20 protein-coding genes are annotated in these 19,233 nt (G+C 36.1%); 3 read left to right on the top strand and 17 right to left on the bottom strand.

Annotated elements, in window-relative coordinates; all coding sequences use genetic code 11:
- Positions 1–429: 429 nt before the first annotated feature.
- On the top strand, positions 430–792 hold the full coding sequence (locus tag EV197_RS08180) for a CoA-binding protein (RefSeq protein ID WP_130286274.1): 363 nt from the start codon (positions 430–432) through the stop codon (positions 790–792).
- On the opposite strand, the gene EV197_RS08185 is transcribed toward EV197_RS08180, so the two are convergent.
- The 7 genes from EV197_RS08185 to EV197_RS08215 form a co-directional block, all read right to left on the bottom strand.
- The gene (locus EV197_RS08185; protein WP_130286275.1) at positions 769–2,208 is read right to left on the bottom strand and encodes a sodium:solute symporter; all 1,440 of its coding nucleotides are present in this window, start codon (positions 2,206–2,208) and stop codon (positions 769–771) included. The genes EV197_RS08180 and EV197_RS08185 overlap by 24 nt on opposite strands.
- Positions 2,209–2,274: 66 nt before the next feature.
- Positions 2,275–2,961 (bottom strand): ABC transporter ATP-binding protein, encoded by a 687-nt coding sequence (locus EV197_RS08190; RefSeq protein ID WP_130286276.1) that lies wholly within the window; start codon positions 2,959–2,961, stop codon positions 2,275–2,277.
- Between the two features lie 64 nt (positions 2,962–3,025).
- Positions 3,026–3,427 (bottom strand): hypothetical protein, encoded by a 402-nt coding sequence (locus tag EV197_RS17045; protein WP_165389024.1) that lies wholly within the window; start codon positions 3,425–3,427, stop codon positions 3,026–3,028.
- 226 nt (positions 3,428–3,653) lie between these two features.
- Positions 3,654–5,522 (bottom strand): ABC-F family ATP-binding cassette domain-containing protein, encoded by a 1,869-nt coding sequence (locus tag EV197_RS08200; RefSeq protein WP_130286277.1) that lies wholly within the window; start codon positions 5,520–5,522, stop codon positions 3,654–3,656.
- Positions 5,523–5,586: 64 nt separating this feature from the next.
- On the bottom strand, positions 5,587–7,173 hold the full coding sequence (gene lnt / locus EV197_RS08205; protein WP_130286278.1) for an apolipoprotein N-acyltransferase: 1,587 nt from the start codon (positions 7,171–7,173) through the stop codon (positions 5,587–5,589).
- A gap of 141 nt (positions 7,174–7,314) precedes the next feature.
- A complete protein-coding gene (locus EV197_RS08210; protein WP_130286279.1) occupies positions 7,315–7,779 on the bottom strand; it encodes a hypothetical protein in 465 nt (154 codons plus the stop codon).
- 28 nt (positions 7,780–7,807) lie between these two features.
- Positions 7,808–8,899, bottom strand: coding sequence for a putative type IX sorting system protein PorV2 (locus EV197_RS08215; protein ID WP_130286280.1), 1,092 nt, complete (start codon positions 8,897–8,899; stop codon positions 7,808–7,810).
- Between the two features lie 125 nt (positions 8,900–9,024).
- Between EV197_RS08215 and EV197_RS08220 the strand changes: the two genes are divergently transcribed.
- On the top strand, positions 9,025–9,786 hold the full coding sequence (locus EV197_RS08220) for a CDP-alcohol phosphatidyltransferase family protein (protein WP_130286281.1): 762 nt from the start codon (positions 9,025–9,027) through the stop codon (positions 9,784–9,786).
- Position 9,787: 1 nt separating this feature from the next.
- On the opposite strand, the gene lptB is transcribed toward EV197_RS08220, so the two are convergent.
- The 4 genes from lptB to EV197_RS08240 all read right to left on the bottom strand — a co-directional run bounded on the left by lptB (position 9,788) and on the right by EV197_RS08240 (position 12,761).
- On the bottom strand, positions 9,788–10,534 hold the full coding sequence (lptB, locus tag EV197_RS08225; protein WP_130286282.1) for an LPS export ABC transporter ATP-binding protein: 747 nt from the start codon (positions 10,532–10,534) through the stop codon (positions 9,788–9,790).
- 77 nt (positions 10,535–10,611) lie between these two features.
- Positions 10,612–10,962 (bottom strand): carboxymuconolactone decarboxylase family protein, encoded by a 351-nt coding sequence (locus EV197_RS08230; protein WP_130286283.1) that lies wholly within the window; start codon positions 10,960–10,962, stop codon positions 10,612–10,614.
- Entirely contained in the window at positions 10,963–11,796 is an 834-nt protein-coding gene (tatC, locus tag EV197_RS08235) for a twin-arginine translocase subunit TatC (protein ID WP_130286284.1), read from the bottom strand. It lies immediately after the preceding gene.
- Positions 11,796–12,761, bottom strand: coding sequence for a KpsF/GutQ family sugar-phosphate isomerase (locus EV197_RS08240; protein ID WP_207224198.1), 966 nt, complete (start codon positions 12,759–12,761; stop codon positions 11,796–11,798). The genes tatC and EV197_RS08240 overlap by 1 nt, the downstream gene beginning before the upstream one ends.
- A 241-nt stretch (positions 12,762–13,002) precedes the next feature.
- Here EV197_RS08240 and recQ point away from each other — a divergent pair, with 241 nt between their 5' ends.
- Positions 13,003–15,207 (top strand): DNA helicase RecQ, encoded by a 2,205-nt coding sequence (gene recQ / locus EV197_RS08245; protein WP_130286285.1) that lies wholly within the window; start codon positions 13,003–13,005, stop codon positions 15,205–15,207.
- A 435-nt stretch (positions 15,208–15,642) separates the two neighbouring features.
- On the opposite strand, the gene EV197_RS08250 is transcribed toward recQ, so the two are convergent.
- The 6 genes from EV197_RS08250 to EV197_RS08270 form a co-directional block, all read right to left on the bottom strand.
- The gene (locus EV197_RS08250; protein ID WP_130286286.1) at positions 15,643–16,113 is read right to left on the bottom strand and encodes a hypothetical protein; all 471 of its coding nucleotides are present in this window, start codon (positions 16,111–16,113) and stop codon (positions 15,643–15,645) included.
- Positions 16,079–16,426 carry a hypothetical protein gene (locus EV197_RS17050; RefSeq protein WP_165389025.1) on the bottom strand — a complete coding sequence of 116 codons (348 nt, stop codon included), beginning with the start codon at positions 16,424–16,426 and terminating at the stop codon, positions 16,079–16,081. The genes EV197_RS08250 and EV197_RS17050 overlap by 35 nt, the downstream gene beginning before the upstream one ends.
- A gap of 100 nt (positions 16,427–16,526) precedes the next feature.
- Entirely contained in the window at positions 16,527–17,009 is a 483-nt protein-coding gene (locus EV197_RS08255; protein WP_130286287.1) for a hypothetical protein, read from the bottom strand.
- Positions 17,010–17,369: 360 nt separating this feature from the next.
- Positions 17,370–17,801: a hypothetical protein gene (locus EV197_RS08260; RefSeq protein ID WP_130286288.1), complete on the bottom strand. Its 432-nt coding sequence runs from the start codon at positions 17,799–17,801 to the stop codon at positions 17,370–17,372.
- Between the two features lie 16 nt (positions 17,802–17,817).
- Entirely contained in the window at positions 17,818–18,150 is a 333-nt protein-coding gene (locus EV197_RS08265) for a DUF6678 family protein (RefSeq protein ID WP_165389026.1), read from the bottom strand.
- A gap of 103 nt (positions 18,151–18,253) precedes the next feature.
- A complete protein-coding gene (locus EV197_RS08270; protein WP_130286290.1) occupies positions 18,254–19,135 on the bottom strand; it encodes a hypothetical protein in 882 nt (293 codons plus the stop codon).
- Positions 19,136–19,233: the final 98 nt, after the last annotated feature.

Consider the following 19,233-nt stretch of genomic DNA (forward strand, 5'->3'; position numbering starts at 1 on the left):
TATTGCATAATACAAAGCCAAAAAAATTTTAAAAATTGCACGGTGATTAGGCGTGTATAATAAGTATGACGATTGATTTTAAAATCTGTTACAGTAAAACCGTATAATTTTTTCAAATATGTATTAGGAAAATGGTAAAGTGTTGATTTAATGTGACAAGTGTTTAAAAAAGAAAACCGCTCCTAAGAGCGGTTTTCGTATAATAACCAAATAGTAACACTAACCATCAACTATGAATAAAATTTGATTATTATCTAAGTAACTAACTAACTAAATTTATGAAAAATTAAATCTTTTATTAGTAAGACGCGATTCAATACCTTGTGTTACAATGAGAAGACGTTTTTAACACTTTGGCAATAATTTTTAACGTTTTTGGTATAGCTATACCCTTTAGATTCTACTATTTTCAAGACTTATCAATTTGTTATGAGTAAAAAAACATTAGTACTTGGAGCATCTTTAAATCCAGGAAGGTATTCAAATTTAGCCATCAACCGATTAGTTGCCAAACAGCAAGAAGTAGTCGCTATAGGACTGCGAGAAGGTGAAGTAGCTGGAGTGTCGATTGATACCGAACTTAAACCTTATGATAATATACATACCATTACCTTATATCTGAATCCAAAACGACAGCAGGAATGCTATGATTATATTGTTGATCTTCAGCCTAAGAGGGTCGTTTTTAATCCCGGAACTGAGAATCCAGAGCTATATAAGCGTTTAGAGAAAAATGGTATTGAAGTAGAGATCGCCTGTACCTTGGTTTTACTTTCTATGGATCAGTATTAAACCCAAAAAGGTCAAGAATCCATTCAATATCAAGATGAAGAACCCAAATTCGAAGCCAAACCAGGCTAAACTATTAACACTAATAACATAAGATAAAATAGGAGCTGCGATGGCAACCACAGGACTTAGTTTATCTTTTATCTTTAATTTGGTAAACAAGCCAAATGCATATAATCCTAATAATGGTCCATAGGTATAGCCTGCAAAAACAAACAGTTTTGCAATTACACTTTCGTCTTTAATGATGTATTTAAAGGTGATTATCACTAGTATCAATAATACAGAAAATAATATATGGATTCGTTTTCGAATTTTAACCTGATCATTTTCCTCATATTTTTTTTCAATATCTAAAATATCAATACTAAAGGATGTGGTCAGAGATGTCAACGCACTATCCGCACTGCTATATGCTGCTGCTATTAATCCTAGAATGAAGAATATGGCGATACCTATACCTAATTCGCCTGTAATAGCGATTATCGGAAATAATTGATCTTTATGGGCATCAATACCATTTAGCGATGCATATTGCGTCAATAGCAGTCCTAATCCTAAAAATATAAAATTGACAATAGTAAGTACGATGGTAAACCAAAACATATTTTTTTGTGCGTCTTTTAGGCTACGACACGTTAGGTTTTTTTGCATCATATCCTGGTCTAAACCTGTCATCACTATTGCGATAAACGCTCCGGATATAAACTGTTTCCAAAAATACTCTCCACTTTTGATATCTTCAAAAAAGAAGACTTTAGAGAGTTCACTATCCATAATATAATTAAAAATGCCGATTTCTTGAATTCCCAGGTCGTCAGACACATAATATATAGCAACGCCAACGGCAATAAGCATAAAAAGCGTTTGTAGTGTATCTGTCCATACAATGGTTTTGATACCTGATTTGAAGGTGTATAACCAGATCAGCAGAATCGTTATAATCACCGTAACCCAAAAGGGAACTCCAAGCTCATTAAAAAGTATGGTTTGTAATACATTGGCTACTAGAAACAGTCTAAAGCTGGCACCGACAGTACGTGACAGTAAAAAAAAGGAAGCTCCGGTTTTGTAGGCATAGTTGCCAAAACGGTCCTCGAGATAGGTGTAAATTGAAGTTAGATTCAGGCGGTAGTATAAAGGCAACAGTACTGTTCCAATTACTAAATAGCCTAATACGTAACCCATTACTACTTGCATATAGCTAAATTGGGATTCTTCTACCCAACCGGGTACAGAAATAAAAGTTACCCCACTCAAGGAGGCACCGATCATTCCAAAAGCTACTATATACCAAGGGGATTGTCGATTCGCTTTAAAAAAAGTATCGTTACTTGAATTTTTTCCGGTGAAGTAGGAAATAAGAATAAGTACACCAAAATATGCTGCTATGAGCAATAAGATATGTATAGGTTTCATGTATTTTAATTACAAAATTGTAGCCAAAATACAAATTAACTAGCAACCATAAATAAGGGAGTACAACTATTTGTTTCGTATATCACTTTCGATCACCCCATCCCGAAGTCTGATAATTCGGTGTGCACGCTCAGCCACATCTTCTTCGTGGGTTACCATAATAACAGTGTTACCAGCCTGGTGGATCTGATCAAATAATTGCAGGATCTCCAAAGAGGTTTTAGAATCCAGGTTTCCGGTTGGTTCATCGGCAAGGATAATCGACGGTTTGTTAACTAATGCTCTACCTACAGCTACACGTTGACGTTGACCACCGGATAACTGATTCGGTTTATGATCCATTCGATCTGCTAATCCTACATCGGTTAGTACCTCTGCAGCTCTGTGCTCTCTGTCTTTTTTAGAAGCCCCCGCATACACCATCGGTAAGGCTACATTATCAAGCGCAGTTGTTCTGGGTAATAAATTAAAAGTCTGAAATACAAAACCAATTTCTTTATTTCGGATCTCTGCAAGCTCATCATCGGTCATTTGACTCACATCCTGACCATTTAAATTATAACTCCCAGCGGTAGGGGTGTCCAGACATCCTAATAAATTCATCAAGGTCGATTTACCAGAACCCGAAGGTCCCATAATCGCTACATATTCTCCACGTTCTATATCCAGATCTATGCCTTTTAGAACATAAACTGTTTCTTGCCCCAGTTGAAAATTTCTGATAATACCTCGGATTTCTATTACGTTGCTCATGAAATGTGCTTTCTAGTTGATGAAGATACAATTTTTTCTATATGACGCAGAGTTGTCCAAGTTGTTACAATCTAATTACAAAATGTTCTTCAACCTGCTCTTTTCTGAAAAAAATAAAACCCAGATTATAGCCTTCAATAGTCACAATAACCTTTGGGTGATGTTTAAGCTCATTCCATAGTTGTACTGAGCCTTTGCTATGATGGATCTTATTGATGACCATTACGGAATCATTATGCACTCTGTTGACATACTTTTCAAATGAGGCTGTATTCACGTTATTACCTTCAAGATATATAAAATCATAAAGGTCAGCCTCCTGAAAACAAATCGCAGTTTTGAGTGAAAAACATTGTGTTAATACTGCTTTATGATCACTTTGAATTAAACCATGTTTAAGGTCTAAGTAGCTAATGGTACTGTGGATCAGTTTTATTTTTTTTGGGGAAATGGATAGGTTTTTCACCTTTTTAGTCCAAAGATTTATTTGAGTACTGATTTTTCTATCAGCTCTTTTATAAAAGCATTTAGTCACCAAACTATACACAAAAGGGGAGTGCACTCCGTGTTGATTGGTGGATCTGTGTAGAAAATGTAAATATGTTATTATTCTGAAAAGCATCTTTGGTTAGAAAAGATAAAAGATTAGACACCTAACTATAAACTCTTAACTATAAACTACGAACCATTAATCACCCTTCTAATTTTTCTGACAATTCAAACCACCGTAGCTCGTTTTCTTCAATCTTGTCAATGATCTCCTGTAATTTTGCAGATTCTTCATTAATCTGGTCGGGGGAAAGATCACCTGTTACAAACAAGCTTTCTATTTCTTTTTTCTGGATTTCTAGCTTTTTTAAATCCCGCTCGATTCTACTGTATTCTTTTTGTTCGTTATACGACAAACCGGCGTTTTCATCTTTTTTCCAGGATTTTTTTGGTTTTGGTTCGCTTTCTGCAGCTTTTTTGGGCTCTGGATCCTTACTATTTTCATAGACCCGGTAATCGGTATAATTACCCGGAAAATCTTCAATTTTTCCATCTCCCTTAAATACAAACAGGTGATCCACGATCTTATCCATAAAATAACGGTCGTGTGATACCACTAACAAACACCCTGGAAAATCAAGTAGAAAGTTTTCTAAAACATTAAGTGTTACTATATCCAAATCATTGGTAGGTTCATCTAGTATTAAGAAGTTTGGATTTTGGATTAATACCGTACACAAATACAAACGTTTTTGTTCTCCTCCGCTCAATTTTTCTACAAAATCATATTGTTTTTTACGATCGAATAAAAATCGCTCTAACAACTGTTGTGCAGAAATCTGACGCCCTTTTTTTAACGGAATATAATCACCAAACTCGCGGATTACATCAATAACCTTTTGGCCAGTTTTGATCTCAATCCCGCGCTGGGTGTAGTACCCAAATTTTACTGTTTCGCCAATGACTATTTTACCTTGGTCTGGTTCAATACCTCCGGTGATCAGATTGAGGAAAGTAGATTTTCCGGTACCGTTTTTACCGATAATACCGATGCGTTCTCCTTTTTTAAACACATACTCAAACTGATCCAATAGCGTTAGATCGCCAAAGGACTTAGACACCTTGTGCAGTTCCAGAATCTTACTACCCAAGCGCTCCATATTTATTTCTAACTGAACCTGATGATCATTACGGCGTTGATGGGCACGCTCTTTGATTTCATAAAAATCGTCAATTCTGGATTTGGATTTGGTAGTACGCGCTTTAGGTTGGCGACGCATCCAATCCAGTTCTTTTTTATATAACTGCTTGGCTTTATCGGTTTCAATTTCTTCATTCGCTATCCGTGCTTCCTTATTGGCTAGATAGTAATCGTAATTTCCTTTGTAACTGTACAGTTTACCGTTTTCTAATTCTACGATCTCATTACATACGTTCTCTAAAAAATAACGATCGTGAGTCACCATAAATAGTGTAAAGTTCTCCTTAGCAAAATAGTCCTCTAACCATTCGATCATTTCGAGATCCAAATGGTTGGTGGGCTCATCTAAGAATAGGAGTCCGGGTTTACTCAATAGGATATTGGCCAGGGCCAGGCGTTTTTTTTGCCCACCAGATAATTCACTTACCTTTTTGCTGAGGTCTTCGAGCTTGAGCTTAAAAAGAATTTGCTTGTATTGTGTTTCAAAATCCCAGGCTTGTTTAGCCTCCATCTGCTCAAAGGCTTTTTGATAGCCTTCTGTATCTTCAGGATGTTGTAAGGCTTTTTCGTACGCATTGATAATACGAAGTATTTCGTTATCAGCGTCAAAAATCGTTTGCTCTACAGTCAGTTCTGGGTTAAGATTTGGCTCTTGTGGAAGGAAAGCTGTTTTTAGATTTTTTCTAAACACCACTTGTCCTTCATCCGGTTCTTCATCGCCTACCACAATATTGAGTAATGAGGTTTTACCGGTTCCATTTTTGGCTACAAAACCAATCTTTTGTCCTTCATTGATTCCAAAGGAGATATCCTTGAAAAGAACTCGTTCTCCAAAGGCTTTTGCTATATTTTCTACTGATACGTAATTCACAATCTGTTATAAAGAGTGCAAAAATACAAAGTAGAACTGTAGGCTACACATATTTTGTAGACATTTACAGATTCAGTTTCTTTTTTCGCGGAGTAATTGATATTAATAAAACAAATACGGCTATGAATATGGCTACCCGAGCGATATAATCACCAGCCATTACGTAAAAGGTAATGCTGTCATTAGTTTTGAGCGTACCTTTGAGGACTCCTTTTTGCTCATAGCCTAATGATTTTACGATTTCACCTTTTTGGTTGATAATGGCAGAAATACCGGTATTTGCACTCCTGGCAATGCTTTTTCTGTTTTCAATGGCGCGTAATTTGGCATAATTGAGATGTTGTTTATGGCCCTGTGTATTACCCCACCACGCATCGTTAGTAATTACGGCTAAGAAATCGGCACCATTTCTGCTATAACCAGTAGCGAATTCTCCATATACACTTTCGTAGCAAATCATAGTCCCTACACCAACACTGTCTTTGGTGAAAAATACTTCACGATCGGGCTGTGTAGTCTTTTTGGCTACGGTACCGCCAAGATCGATCATCATATCACCAAAGATGGGTTTTAGAAGGTTTTGATACGGAAAATTTTCAATACCGACTACTAACTTGCTTTTGTGATACAATTCTGTAGAACCATCAGGCCGCACAAAGAAGGCTGAGTTGTAATCATCATAAAAAATATTCTCTTTGTAAATATTAGTCTGTTGTTTAATTCGTGTGGGATCACTAAATACATCGATTAGGGAGATACCCGATAAAAAATGGAGATTAGGATACCTTGAAATGATTTTAGCCGCAGTGCTTTTTGCAGTGGAATATGGAAATTCATTGAGGCGATTACTGTTTGCAAAAACGGTTTCTGGGGCAATGATATACTCCGTGCTTTCTGTTATCGCAGCACTGGTCATTTCTGTGAGTAGCGCTCCGATTCTTTGATCTGTGATATTATATTTTTCTGTGTAGGGGTTGATGTTTGGCTGTAGGATCACTACTTCCACATCATCTCCTTTTTCTTCATAGGTATACAGCAGCGTAAGGGAAATTACTATGGGTAAACCTATGAGTAGCATCGCTTTTTTCACCGCACGTATAACAATCGGTTTTTCTTTATGCTGTTGATAAAGGAGCACACTTTTAAAAAGGCTGATATTGACAATCCATACCCATAAGGAGCCACCAAAACTACCCGTATATTCATACCATTGTACCCAGCTGGTAAAAGAGGCGAAGCCGTTGCCCAGATTAAGCCAGGGCCAGGAGAATTGCCATTGCAGGTGAAAATATTCAAAACCAATCCAAATACACGCTAAGAATAAAGTAGCAGAGGTAAAAGAAGCTCTTTTAGCAATGACGTGATACAGTAGAAACACCAAAGCCATCAATAGTGTATTGACGATCTCTGCAAACCCCATACCCAAGGCGGTGGAGTTATAGATCCACCAGGTCGCAGCTACATTCCAGATAAAGAAGGCCAGATAGGCCAGCCCAAATACTTTGCGTTTAGCATGCTTATCATTTCGCAAGGAATACTCTGCGAGCATAAGCGGTATAAAAGCAATAAAAAGAAATAACGGAAATCCATAAGTTGGCCAGCTGATAGCTAGTAAAACTCCGGTGAGGACAGCAAGTACTATATTTTTCATGTGAACTATTCGTGCGATTGGTTACGAAAATAAGGTAATTTATATTGCTATAAGAATCAGAGATGCTAAAAAAATGTGATGATTTAAATTAGGTTTTAATGAATTTTAGCTAATGGTTTCGTGATTAAACCTTGTTTACTTTTATTCATTATTTTGTTCAAACCTATTTCTGTAGATTTTTATTAAGTACTCTAATCTCAAAGCTGTAATATCTAAATCATTAATAAAAAATTCCATTTTAGAATTGTTAGTATTTACAACTAAATATTCTTTTTGAACCCAAGAAGTATAATTTGGTTTAACGGTAACTTTAATATTTAAAATTTCAGACCAAGTAATCAAAAATTCATTTTTGGGAATCAATCCTTTGTTTGATAAGCGTAATTGAACTTTAGGCTCCTGCTTATATTTCTTTATGTTGTGATAACTGGTATACGAGAATAAGAATAAAAGTAAAAGGGATAAGTACCTTAATCCAAAAAGATTACTAAAAGCAAAATAAAGACATAAAAAAGATAAGAAAACATTTAAGCCACTCTCTGTTAAGAGTTTTACTTTTGAAATTTTTATAACCGTTTCATTTGGAGCATATCTGTTTCCTTTCATAAAAATATGATTTTTATAACAAAATAAACTACCTAAAAATACTCCAATCGAGCTTTACCGAAAATACATTGGAGTAGATTGCGGCACTTTGGTCACCGATGTCGGTTAGTGCATAGTCGATAGTGATGCCTTTATATTGAAACCCTACGCCAAAATTAGGTTGAAAACCGATTTCTTCGGAGTCATCAAATTGACGAATGTTTTGAAAATTACCTACACCGCCACGTAGAAAAACCAGTTTGTTATAATCCAGTTCAAATCCAAAAGCAGGAGTTGCACTCATGGCTGATGTGGAGATAACGTCATTGGTTTCCACAAAACGTACAATCATATCTAATTCGGTTTGTAGCGAGAATTTTGAATTTAACTCAAAACTCCTTGCAGCGCCAAATTGAAGTTTAGGTATCGTTATTTCAGTAGTTTCTGGTAATTCCTGATCTCTGAGCTGAGGAATCTGATCTTCATCAGGGATTCCGTCTCCGTTGAGGTCGCCGACTTCAAATTCTTCAACGCTCCAGGCATTAAAAGAGGTGGTAATATCTCTTACCATTGCTCCAAATTGCCATTGCTTGTGGGTATACTGTAAGCCAGCATCAAAACCAAATCCCCAGGAGGAGGCAAAGTCTCCAATTACCCTACGTATTACTTTGGCATTGGCACCAAACCGTAATCCTTCTATCCCTGTGGTTCTTGCATAGGAGAAGGTAAACGCATAATCGGCTGCAGAGAAGAGGTTTATCCTTGTATAGTCAATATTACCATCTGCATCTACCAAACTCGTAGTGTCCAAGATGTCATCCACCCCAAAACGAATCAATGAAAATCCAACAGCACTTTTTTCGTCTATAGGCATAGCGAAGGCCAAATAGTCGTAGTTGGCGATATTCGCAAAATAGGCTGCGTGCATAAAGGACGCCTGATTATCTTCTAAGGACAAGAGACCAGAGGGGTTCCAATACCCTGAATTCACATCACCAGTTAGGGCCACCACCGCATTAGACATCCCAAGGGAACGGGCGTCCACACCTATGTTTAGAAATTCATTAGAATACTTACGTGCAGTTTGCGCAATGGTACATATACTAATAAAGAATAGAAAACTGAATATGACTTTTTTCAATTCTTGCAATTTTTGGCAAATATCTTACTATTTTTCAATAATATAAACTTTATTTCTTTTTTCATATTGTAATGAAAAGGAATTAGACGAAAATTGTTTTCTATTTTTACAAAAAATAACACATTATGGGGTTTAAAAAACATATACCTAACTTAATTACCTTGTTGAATCTGTTTAGTGGATGCATTGCGGTGCTTTTTGCGGTAAAAGATCAATTGGCACTTGCTGCATTTTTTGTAATGCTAGGTATTGTTTTTGATTTTTTCGATGGGCTAGCCGCAAGGGTACTCAAAGTACAGAGTGACTTGGGGTTACAACTAGACTCCTTAGCGGATATGGTAACCAGTGGAGTAGTGCCCGGGATTGTAATGTTTCAGTTGATGACTAGGGCTTTTGGACAACCGTTTTATGAGTCGGCTGACTCTTGGAATTCTGATGAATTGATCACCAACTTTGATGTGTCTTACGTTTCATTGCTGGGATTTTGTATTACGTTAGCCTCCGCTTATCGATTGGCAAAATTTAATATTGATACTCGTCAAACTACCTCATTTATTGGGTTGCCTACACCGGCCAATACGATTTTGATTTTAAGTTTACCCCTAATATTGATCTACCAGAATGAAGCCTGGATCAGTGCTATACTATTAAGTCCATACGTTCTTGTTGGTTTAACAGTACTGAGTTGTTATTTGTTAAATGCCGAAATTCCACTTTTTGCTTTGAAGTTTAAGACCTGGGGTTTTAAGGAAAATAAAGTGCGATACCTGTTTTTGATTCTGGTATTCGTTTTAATTGCTTTATTAAAGTTTATGGCGGTCCCGGTGATAATTTTAAGTTATATTTTAATTTCAATTTTTACAAATCAGAAATCTGTGGCAAAATAAATTACTCATCAAAATTGAGTTTCTTTTTTCTAAGCTCAAAGTTTTGCCCCAGGTACACTTTACGAACCATTTCGTCTTCTGCAAGCTCTTCTGGTTTTCCGGCTTTTAGGATGCTTCCTTCAAACATCAAATAGGTTCTATCTGTAATAGCCAGCGTTTCTTGTACGTTGTGATCCGTAATTAAAATTCCAATGTTTTTATTTTTAAGTTGCGCCACAATACGTTGAATGTCCTCTACCGCAACCGGATCTACCCCAGCAAAGGGCTCATCCAAAAGAATAAAGTTAGGGTCTGTGGCTAAGGCTCTGGCGATTTCTGTTCGTCGACGCTCACCACCACTCAATAAATCTCCTCTGTTCTTGCGAATATGATTCAAACCAAACTCTTCAATAAGTCCTTCCATCTTTAACAGTTGCTCTTTTTTGGAGAGCTTGGTCATTTGCAATACACTAAGGATATTATCTTCTATACTCAGTTTACGAAACACTGAAGCCTCCTGGGCCAAATAACCAATTCCGTTTTGTGCTCTTTTATACATCGGAAACTTGGTGATCTCTGTACCCTCTAACATAATTTTACCGCCATTAGGCTTTACCAACCCTACGATCATATAAAACGAAGTAGTTTTTCCGGCTCCATTGGGTCCTAAAAGGCCAACGATCTCGCCTTGATTGACTTCAAGGGAAATCCCCTTAACAACTTTTCGACCTTTATAGGATTTGATTAAATTTTGTGCTGATAACTTCATAATTGTATAGACGTCTTTATTTGGGTAGTGTTGCCACTGTGGGGGAACAAAAATAATAGATTCAAATCAAATACCTATTATTCTTGCTGTTGTTCCAAAGCTTCCCAAAACTCATAGGCTCTTCTTAAATGTGGGATTACAATTGTACCCCCTACCAGAGTAGCAATACCTAGGGCTTCTGTAACTTCTGACTTTGTCAGTCCTTCTTTATAACAGGTTTCGAGATGATAGCGTACACAATCGTCACAGCGCAGTACGGTAGAGGCGACTAAGCCTAGTAATTCTTTAGTTTTTACATCCAGGGCACCAGCCATAAACGCATTAGTATCAAGATTAAAAATTCTTTTAATAATCTTGTTGTTATCCGCTAAGATGCGAGTGTTCATCTTTTCGCGATAATTGTCAAAATCTTCAACAATGTTGCTCATTTAGCGATACTTTTTTAATTTTTGATTTTCTTTTTTCGTCACAAATTTTGTAATAATAATACTTGCCTCGTATAAGATCAAGATGGGGATAGCCACTATAATTTGACTAACAATATCGGGTGGAGTGATCACCGCAGATAAAATTAGCACAATAACTAGCGCATATTTTCTGTATTTCCTGAGAAACTCTGGTGTGACTAGACCAATTTTTGCCAAGAAATACATTACCACAGGCAATTCAAAAATTAACCCACAGGAGATCACGGATGCTCTAAGTATACCGATATAACTGTCAATATCAAATTCATTAATCACTTCTTCACTTACCTGATATCCTCCTAAAAAGTTAATCGTTAAAGGTACGATGACATAATACCCAAACAATACACCTAAGAAGAATAACATGGAGCAAATGATAATGAATCCTTTAGAATATTTACGCTCCTTCTCATACAATGCTGGAGCCAAAAAACTCCAAAATTCATAAAGCACATAGGGGAAAGCAATGATAAAACCAGCTGTTATAGAGGTCCAGATGTGTACCGAAAATTGTCCGGCGACTTTTCTGCTTTGAACCGTAAAAGGAAGCTCTTGGAAACATAAACTTTCGTCGAGTCCTAATAGTTTTGAAATATTGCATAATCCATTATAGGTCGGAAAGTCTGCTTTTCTGGGACCAAAGAGAATCACATCAAAAATAAATTCTTTAGCCACAAATGCGATAACTCCTGCAATAAGTACTGCAAGGGTAGAACGGATCAGATGCCATCTTAACTCCTCCAGGTGATCCAAAAATGACATCGCCTGTGGATCTTTAGTTGTTTTCTTTTTCATTAAATGATACCTTCTCTCATTAAATCGTGAATATGTACAACGCCGGTATACGCTCCATTATCTTGTGCCAATAATTGCGAAATACCATTTTCTTCAAGCATTTCCAAGGCGTCAACCGCCATTGCATCATTGGAGATGCTTTTGGGATTTTTAGACATAATGTCTTTAGCTTTTAAACCTTCAAAAGAAGTGTTTGTTGTTAACATCCGTCTTAAATCTCCGTCGGTAATAATACCAATAATTTCTTGATTTTCCACTACGGCAGTAACCCCTAATCTTTTTTCGGTCATCTCTACAATTACCTGTTTGATATCTGTCTCTGGAGATACCTGTGGCTTTTGATTTTTGGACGTAATATCGTGTACTCTGAGGTATAGTTTTTTACCAAGCGCCCCCCCTGGGTGGTATTTGGCAAAATCGTGACTCGAAAACCCTTTGAGATGTAATAAGCAAACAGCTACGGCATCACCCATAACTAACTGTGCTGTGGTACTGGTGGTAGGTGCCAGGTTATTAGGGCAAGCCTCCTTTTCTACGTAGGCTTCTAATACATAATCAGCCTCTTGCCCCAGGTAAGAACCTCGATTAGCAGTGATACCAATTAAGGTGTTTTTAAAGTTCTTAATCAAAGGCACCAGCACTTTAATCTCTGGGGTATTACCACTCTTGGAAATACAAATGACGATATCATCATCCAGTATATTACCCAAATCTCCATGTATGGCATCTGCTGCGTGCATAAAAACGGCTGGTGTACCGGTGGAGTTCATTGTCGCTACAATTTTTGAGGCAATGATGGCGCTTTTTCCTATGCCGGTTATAATAACTCTTCCCTTGGAGTTGTAGATAGCACTCACGGCTGCTGCAAACTCATCGTTGATTAGTGATTCTAGATAGGCAATAGCCTGAGCTTCTTCTGCAATGGTCTTTTTAGCATAAGAAATGATCGTCTCTTGTATATTCAAAATTTGAAAAATTTGCGTATTATCAATAAAGATTTTATTATCTTTAAAAATACAAAGGTATAGAATACCGTATGAAAAGTAAATAGCCAGTAAAAAAACCTTTTTAATTTATTGGTTTACGTATATTTGTGGGCTTTTTTAAAATTCGAAAACGAAAAATTATTACATCTATTTTTGGGGAAGATAGACGTAATGAAGGTGAAATCTATTTTTAATTGGTATATAAAAGTGTAACGTTTTAATGAGTTTAAATGAGACCGACTTACAAGATGCTTTAAAAAAGTATTTTGGTTTTAGTCAATTTAGAGGATTACAAGAGGAGGTGATCAAAAGTATTCTTAGCAAACAGAATACATTTGTTATTATGCCTACAGGAGGAGGAAAATCATTATGTTATCAGCTTCCGGCCTTAATGTGTCGAGGTACAGCAATCGTGGTCTCACCCTTGATTGCGCTAATGAAAAATCAAGTAGATGCTATTCGAAGTATCTCTTCTCAAGAAGGAATAGCACACGTATTAAATTCTTCCCTTAACAAAACAGAAGTCAAACGTGTAAAAGATGATATCGTCAACGGGGTTACCAAGTTGCTTTACGTAGCACCGGAATCCTTGACCAAGGAAGAGTATGTAGACTTTCTTAAAGAGCAGGAAATATCTTTTTTAGCGGTAGACGAAGCCCACTGTATCAGTGAGTGGGGACACGATTTTAGACCTGAGTATAGAAACTTACGTAGTATCATAAAACGTATTGGCGAAGATATTCCTATTATTGGATTGACTGCCACTGCAACTCCTAAGGTGCAAGAAGATATTCTGAAAAACTTAGGGATGAATGATGCTAACACTTTTAAAGCATCTTTTAATCGACCGAATTTATTCTATGAGGTACGACCCAAAACAAAAAATGTCGATGCCGATATCATCCGTTTTGTAAAACAGAATGCAGGCAAAAGCGGTATTGTGTACTGCTTAAGCCGCAAGCGCGTTGAGGAATTGGCGCAAACCCTAGAAGTAAATGGAGTGAAAGCAGTACCTTATCACGCCGGATTAGATGCAAAAACACGTGCCAAGCACCAGGATATGTTCTTAATGGAGGATGTAGATGTGGTGGTAGCAACTATTGCTTTTGGTATGGGTATCGATAAACCGGATGTGCGTTTTGTGATTCACCATGACATCCCGAAAAGTATAGAGAGTTATTATCAGGAAACCGGTAGAGCCGGCCGAGATGGTGGCGAAGGACACTGTTTGGCGTATTACTCCTATAAAGATATTGAAAAGCTCGAAAAATTTATGAGCGGCAAACCAGTAGCGGAGCAAGAGATTGGTCACGCGCTGTTGCAAGAGGTAGTTGCCTATGCCGAAACTTCTATGTCTCGTCGTAAATTTATACTACACTATTTTGGTGAAGAATTTGATGAGGTTCACGGCGAAGGCGCAGATATGGATGACAATGTTCGTAATCCCAAAAAGAAACATGAAGCCGGCGATGAGGTACAGTTATTACTAGAAGTGGTTAGTAAAACTGGCGAAATCTATAAGGCTAAGGAAATCGTGAATACCCTGGTGGGTAAAAGCAATGCGCTGATCCTTTCTCATAAGACCAATGAACAGTCCTTTTTTGGGCAGGGTAAATCCAGAGAAGATAAGTACTGGATGGCGTTGATACGACAAGTGTTGGTGGCCGGGTATCTTAAAAAGGACATCGAAACCTATGGGGTGATTAAACTTACAGAAGCCGGAAAATCCTTTTTGGTGAACCCACAGAGTTTTATGATGACGGATGATCACGTATACGCTGATACCACAGATGAAAGTATTATTACCGCTAGTAAAAGCGCCAACAAAGGTGGGGCGGATGATAAACTGATCGGAATGCTAAAGGATTTGCGAAAAAAGGTTGCCAAAAAGCTAGGCGTGCCTCCTTTTGTGGTATTCCAAGATCCGTCTTTAGAAGATATGGCGTTGAAGTATCCGGTAACCATTGAAGAATTAGGTAATGTCCACGGAGTGGGCGAGGGCAAGGCCAAGAAATACGGGAAAGAGTTTGTGGCCTTTATCGCCAAGTACGTAGAAGAAAATGATATTCTACGACCTGATGATTTTGTGGTGAAGAGTACTGGTGCCAATAGCGGTCTCAAATTGTATATCATACAAAACGTGGATCGTAAGTTGCCGTTAGACGATATCGCAGCCGCTAAGGGAATGGAGATGAATGACTTTATCAAAGAGATGGAGGCTATTGTCTACAGTGGTACCAAGCTTAATATTACCTACTGGATTGACGAAATCCTGGATGAAGATCAACAGGAGGAGATACACGATTATTTCTTAGAAGCAGAGAACGATAAAATCGATTTGGCTATTGAGGAGTTTGATGGCGATTATGATGATGAAGAACTGCGCTTATACCGTATCAAGTTTATCAGTGAAGTCGCAAACTAAGATTACGAATAAATACATAGTAACAAGGCTCCGAGAAATCGGAGCCTTTTTGGTTTACTAAGATTTCAATACATTCTACTCGGCCAGTTCATTACTTGTGTCAGTACTTTTGAATAACACGCAAAAGCTACTTCTACCCGAAATAGCTTTTATAAAACACTCTAGTTTATTTTATTCTTGTAACCCTAACCGATATGTCTCCTTTGTTATTCCAGTAAAAGTCCTAAGCTCTGCGAAGTTTGCAACTTCGCAGTTTTAATTTACAATAAAATAGAACTGTAGTATCTATTGTATAGAACACTACAGTTTAATAGTTAAAAAGCTATTCACTAATCATAATGTGCTTCGAAGTTACAAACTTCGAAGAGCACACTTCGCTTAGCGGGTGTTATTCTATTTCCAGAGGCTGAACCTACAAATTGACTCCTCATAAGGTTACATACTTAAATCCGCGCTATCTTGTTTTGCTGAGCGAAGACTATTTAATAAAAAATTTCTCCTACTAATCTTTCCTAATAGGTATGAATCTAAACCGACTTGGGAATTTTGCAATCTTTCAAGCTCAATTTTTCTAAACTCTAAGTTAAAGGAATCCAGTTTAACAATTTTATCATAAAAAACATAATCTTTATTTAGAAGTTCAGGATGTACAAAACATCTATATAAAGAATCTTCTACTATAAAATAATTAAAATGAACAATGTTCTCAGAGTAAGGCTCATAGGTATACATTTCATCATTATTAAAATAATACAATTCATAAGTATCATTTCTTACAAGACTCCAGTTTCCTTCTATTAATTCAGGGTTTATTTTTTTTATATGGTTGCAAGAAATAAATAGGATAAAAACTATGAAACTTATTATTACTTTAATTTTTATAAGGGATAATTTTAACGCTTTCATATTTGTATGATTCTATTCTAGATTTAATTCTGTTATAAAAGTTTTTATTTTTTCCTTGGAAGTGCATGAATATTATTGTTGGAGGATCACCTCCTCCTCTGGAATGCGATTTAAGATAAATTTTATAATTATTTTCACCTATTCGATCATCAAACTTTACCCTGTTGATGCTATATAAATCTGCGAAATTAACAATATGGTTCCAATAACCTATTCTTAAAAAGTTTCCTTTACCGTCCTGAAAATTTACATCAGGATTGTTTTCTGAACTCCCTAAAGAATCAAGGAAATCTAAGCTCTGCGAAGTTTGCAACTTCGCAGTTTTAATTTATAGTTAAAAAGCTATTTACTAATCATAATTTGCTACGAAGTCACAGGCATTCGCAAATCACAATTTGTACAGCAGGACTCTATTATATCTTTTGCTTTTTTCTTTCTTTTACCCTTACTTTAACCGTAACGACACTTTCGTTTGTAATAATACGTGCTTTACCATTCTTAAGGTTTTCTAAAATAACTTGATCTTCAATTATTCCTGTAAAATAATTATCTCCTAATCGATCAAACTTTATGGTAAAAGGTATCATTCCCTTTTCTTCTTCGATAAACATTTGGTGTTGTGTAGATTCGATTTCTTTTACATTTTTAAATTTCATAGTATCAGTAGCAGTATAAAATATTATAAAACGTTCTTCAATATCAGATATGTTAATTGTGTCTAAAGGTGATTTATAGTAAATAGTGTCCTTAATCTTTTCATTTATGAAAATAGCATTAGGTAAATTCAAAGTAATGTTTTCATCATTTTCTTGGACATTTGGGTAGTTATTTTTATTTGTGACATTAGTACAAGAGATAAGAAATAGAACAAAAATTAGGTTATTAAATTTCATCATAACATTTGTTAATTTATTCCATTAGATTTTTTAACCGAGTCCAATTTTCGTTGTTTTTCTTGAAAAACTTTTTATTTAACTGAAATTTCTACCAAAGTACCTTTTTTATGACATTTAGCGTTTTCTTGTTGAAAGTAAGCATCACCGCTTCCGCAAGTCTTTGAATAATGGCCATCTTTTTTTGTTTGATCCCAGCTACAATCTAATGTAATTGGTTGATCTTTTTTAACCGCACTGATTAAACTCGAGCAAAGCGAACGAATGAATTTCTATTTATTTAAATATTAAATTAATGAATAAATCCGCGCTATCTGATTAAAAAAGCACTAAATATATTTTTATATAGTAACGTTCCTTTAATTATTTATTATCGAATTGAAACTCTGGAAATTTATTAATGATAATAGCATTGTCCTTATTTTTTCGAATACTATTTTTAATTAATGAAATTAAGTGGGTTGATGTTGTACTATCAACCAGTTTGTCGTTTACCAATATGTTATCAAATGTATCAAAACATAAAGTGTCTTTGTTCACGACAACCTTAGTTCTTACATCTATAGCTTTATCAAAACCAGCGTATTTTAAGTTATTCATCTCTTCAAGAACCTTTGCTATAGTTTTATTATCTGTAATTTCAATTTTTTTCAGTCCATAAAAGGAAAATATTAAGTTACAATCTGCTTGTATTTGAGATGAGACCTCACGCTCAAAAAAGTAGATCTCCATAGTGTCTTTATTGGGTGTACAACTAAATGTTGCTAAGACTAAAACAAGCAAATATTTTTTCATTTTTATACTTTTTTAGCTATAACTCAATCTTAATTAATTCTCCATCAAATGAAAATATAATATTTTCTTTTGCTAAAAAATCAGTTAAAGTTTTTAGTTGTGATATCTTTTTGGGAGCAATTAACCTGCTAATAACCTGCGTTTCTATAGGGTCTATTTCAAGCCACTTAAGTTGCTCTGCTTTAATTGGTCCTGTAAGTGGTATTTCTATATATCCTTTCTCGGGAAAAGTAAAATTATTTACCCACGCTGTTACTTCTATACCTGGGTCGTAGAACCAAGCAAATCTTACCTTACAATTAGTTGCATTTAAAATTTGCTTGATTTTATTTAGCATTGGTAACATCATTGGCCTTACTTAACTCTTACTATGGTATTACTAGTGCTAATATAAAGTTACCAAAACACAAAAGCTACTTCTACCCGAAATAGCTTTTATAAAACACTCTAGTTTATTTTATTCTTGTAACCCTAACCGATATGTCTCCTTTGTTATTCCAGTAAAATCCTAGGATATCGTTGGCAAAAAACTCTAATTCACCCTCGGTCGTAACCGTTATCGTATTAGCTGCTCCAATTGGATGGTATTGCTGTCTATCGACAGCACTTATGAGTTTAAACCAATTTTCTTTGGGAGCTCGTTTAAGAAAACCGGCTAAACTAAGATGCCATCGTTCGTAACCATTAGCATCGGTATCGATATACCAATCCGTCCAGCTTCCGGAAGCAGAAATTTCATATTCCTCACCTATCAAAGCATATATCCCTGATCTGTTCCATTTTTCCTTGGAGGCCACAGTCAAAGTTACACTTTCACGAATCGCAAGTTTACGACTGATTTGAAGCTGCTGGCTATGTACGTTAGTAGATGCATTGGATAGTATCTGTGTATAGTTTGCGTTTAGATATTGCGCATAAGTACGTTGCTGCGCTGCTGTCATTTGTTCAACCTCGAGCGGGGTAATGCCAAGAGCTAATTCCTCAATAGTTTTTAATAGGTAAGCTTTTGGAGCACTCATTATTTTATGTTGTAAAATGGTAACTGCTACCTGGTATTCTTGTTCTTTGTATAGGATGCGAAGGGTATGATCACCAGGCTTTATATGGGGTATCATCCAATGGATAGTGTTGTTTTGGACGACTACGCTACTTTTGGTTTCACCAATTATAGCTTCGAAAACACCATCATCAAATGGCTGTCCCTCAATTTGTGTGAGCTCTAAGGGAACCCCGGTTATAGATCCAATCTTACTAGGTAATGGCTCTTCTACTGTACAAGAAATAAAATTTAGCAGTAATACACTAAAAAGAAAATACGTTGTTTTTTTAATCATGAGTTTTTGGTTTTAAAAGTTGTGTGAAGGAATAGTAAGATTGATGGTACATCAACTTATATTCTGAGTGATTAAATTAATGAAATAAACAATTTAAG

This window comes from Aquimarina brevivitae (assembly GCF_004216895.1).
Classification (GTDB): Bacteria; Bacteroidota; Bacteroidia; order Flavobacteriales; family Flavobacteriaceae; genus Aquimarina; species Aquimarina brevivitae.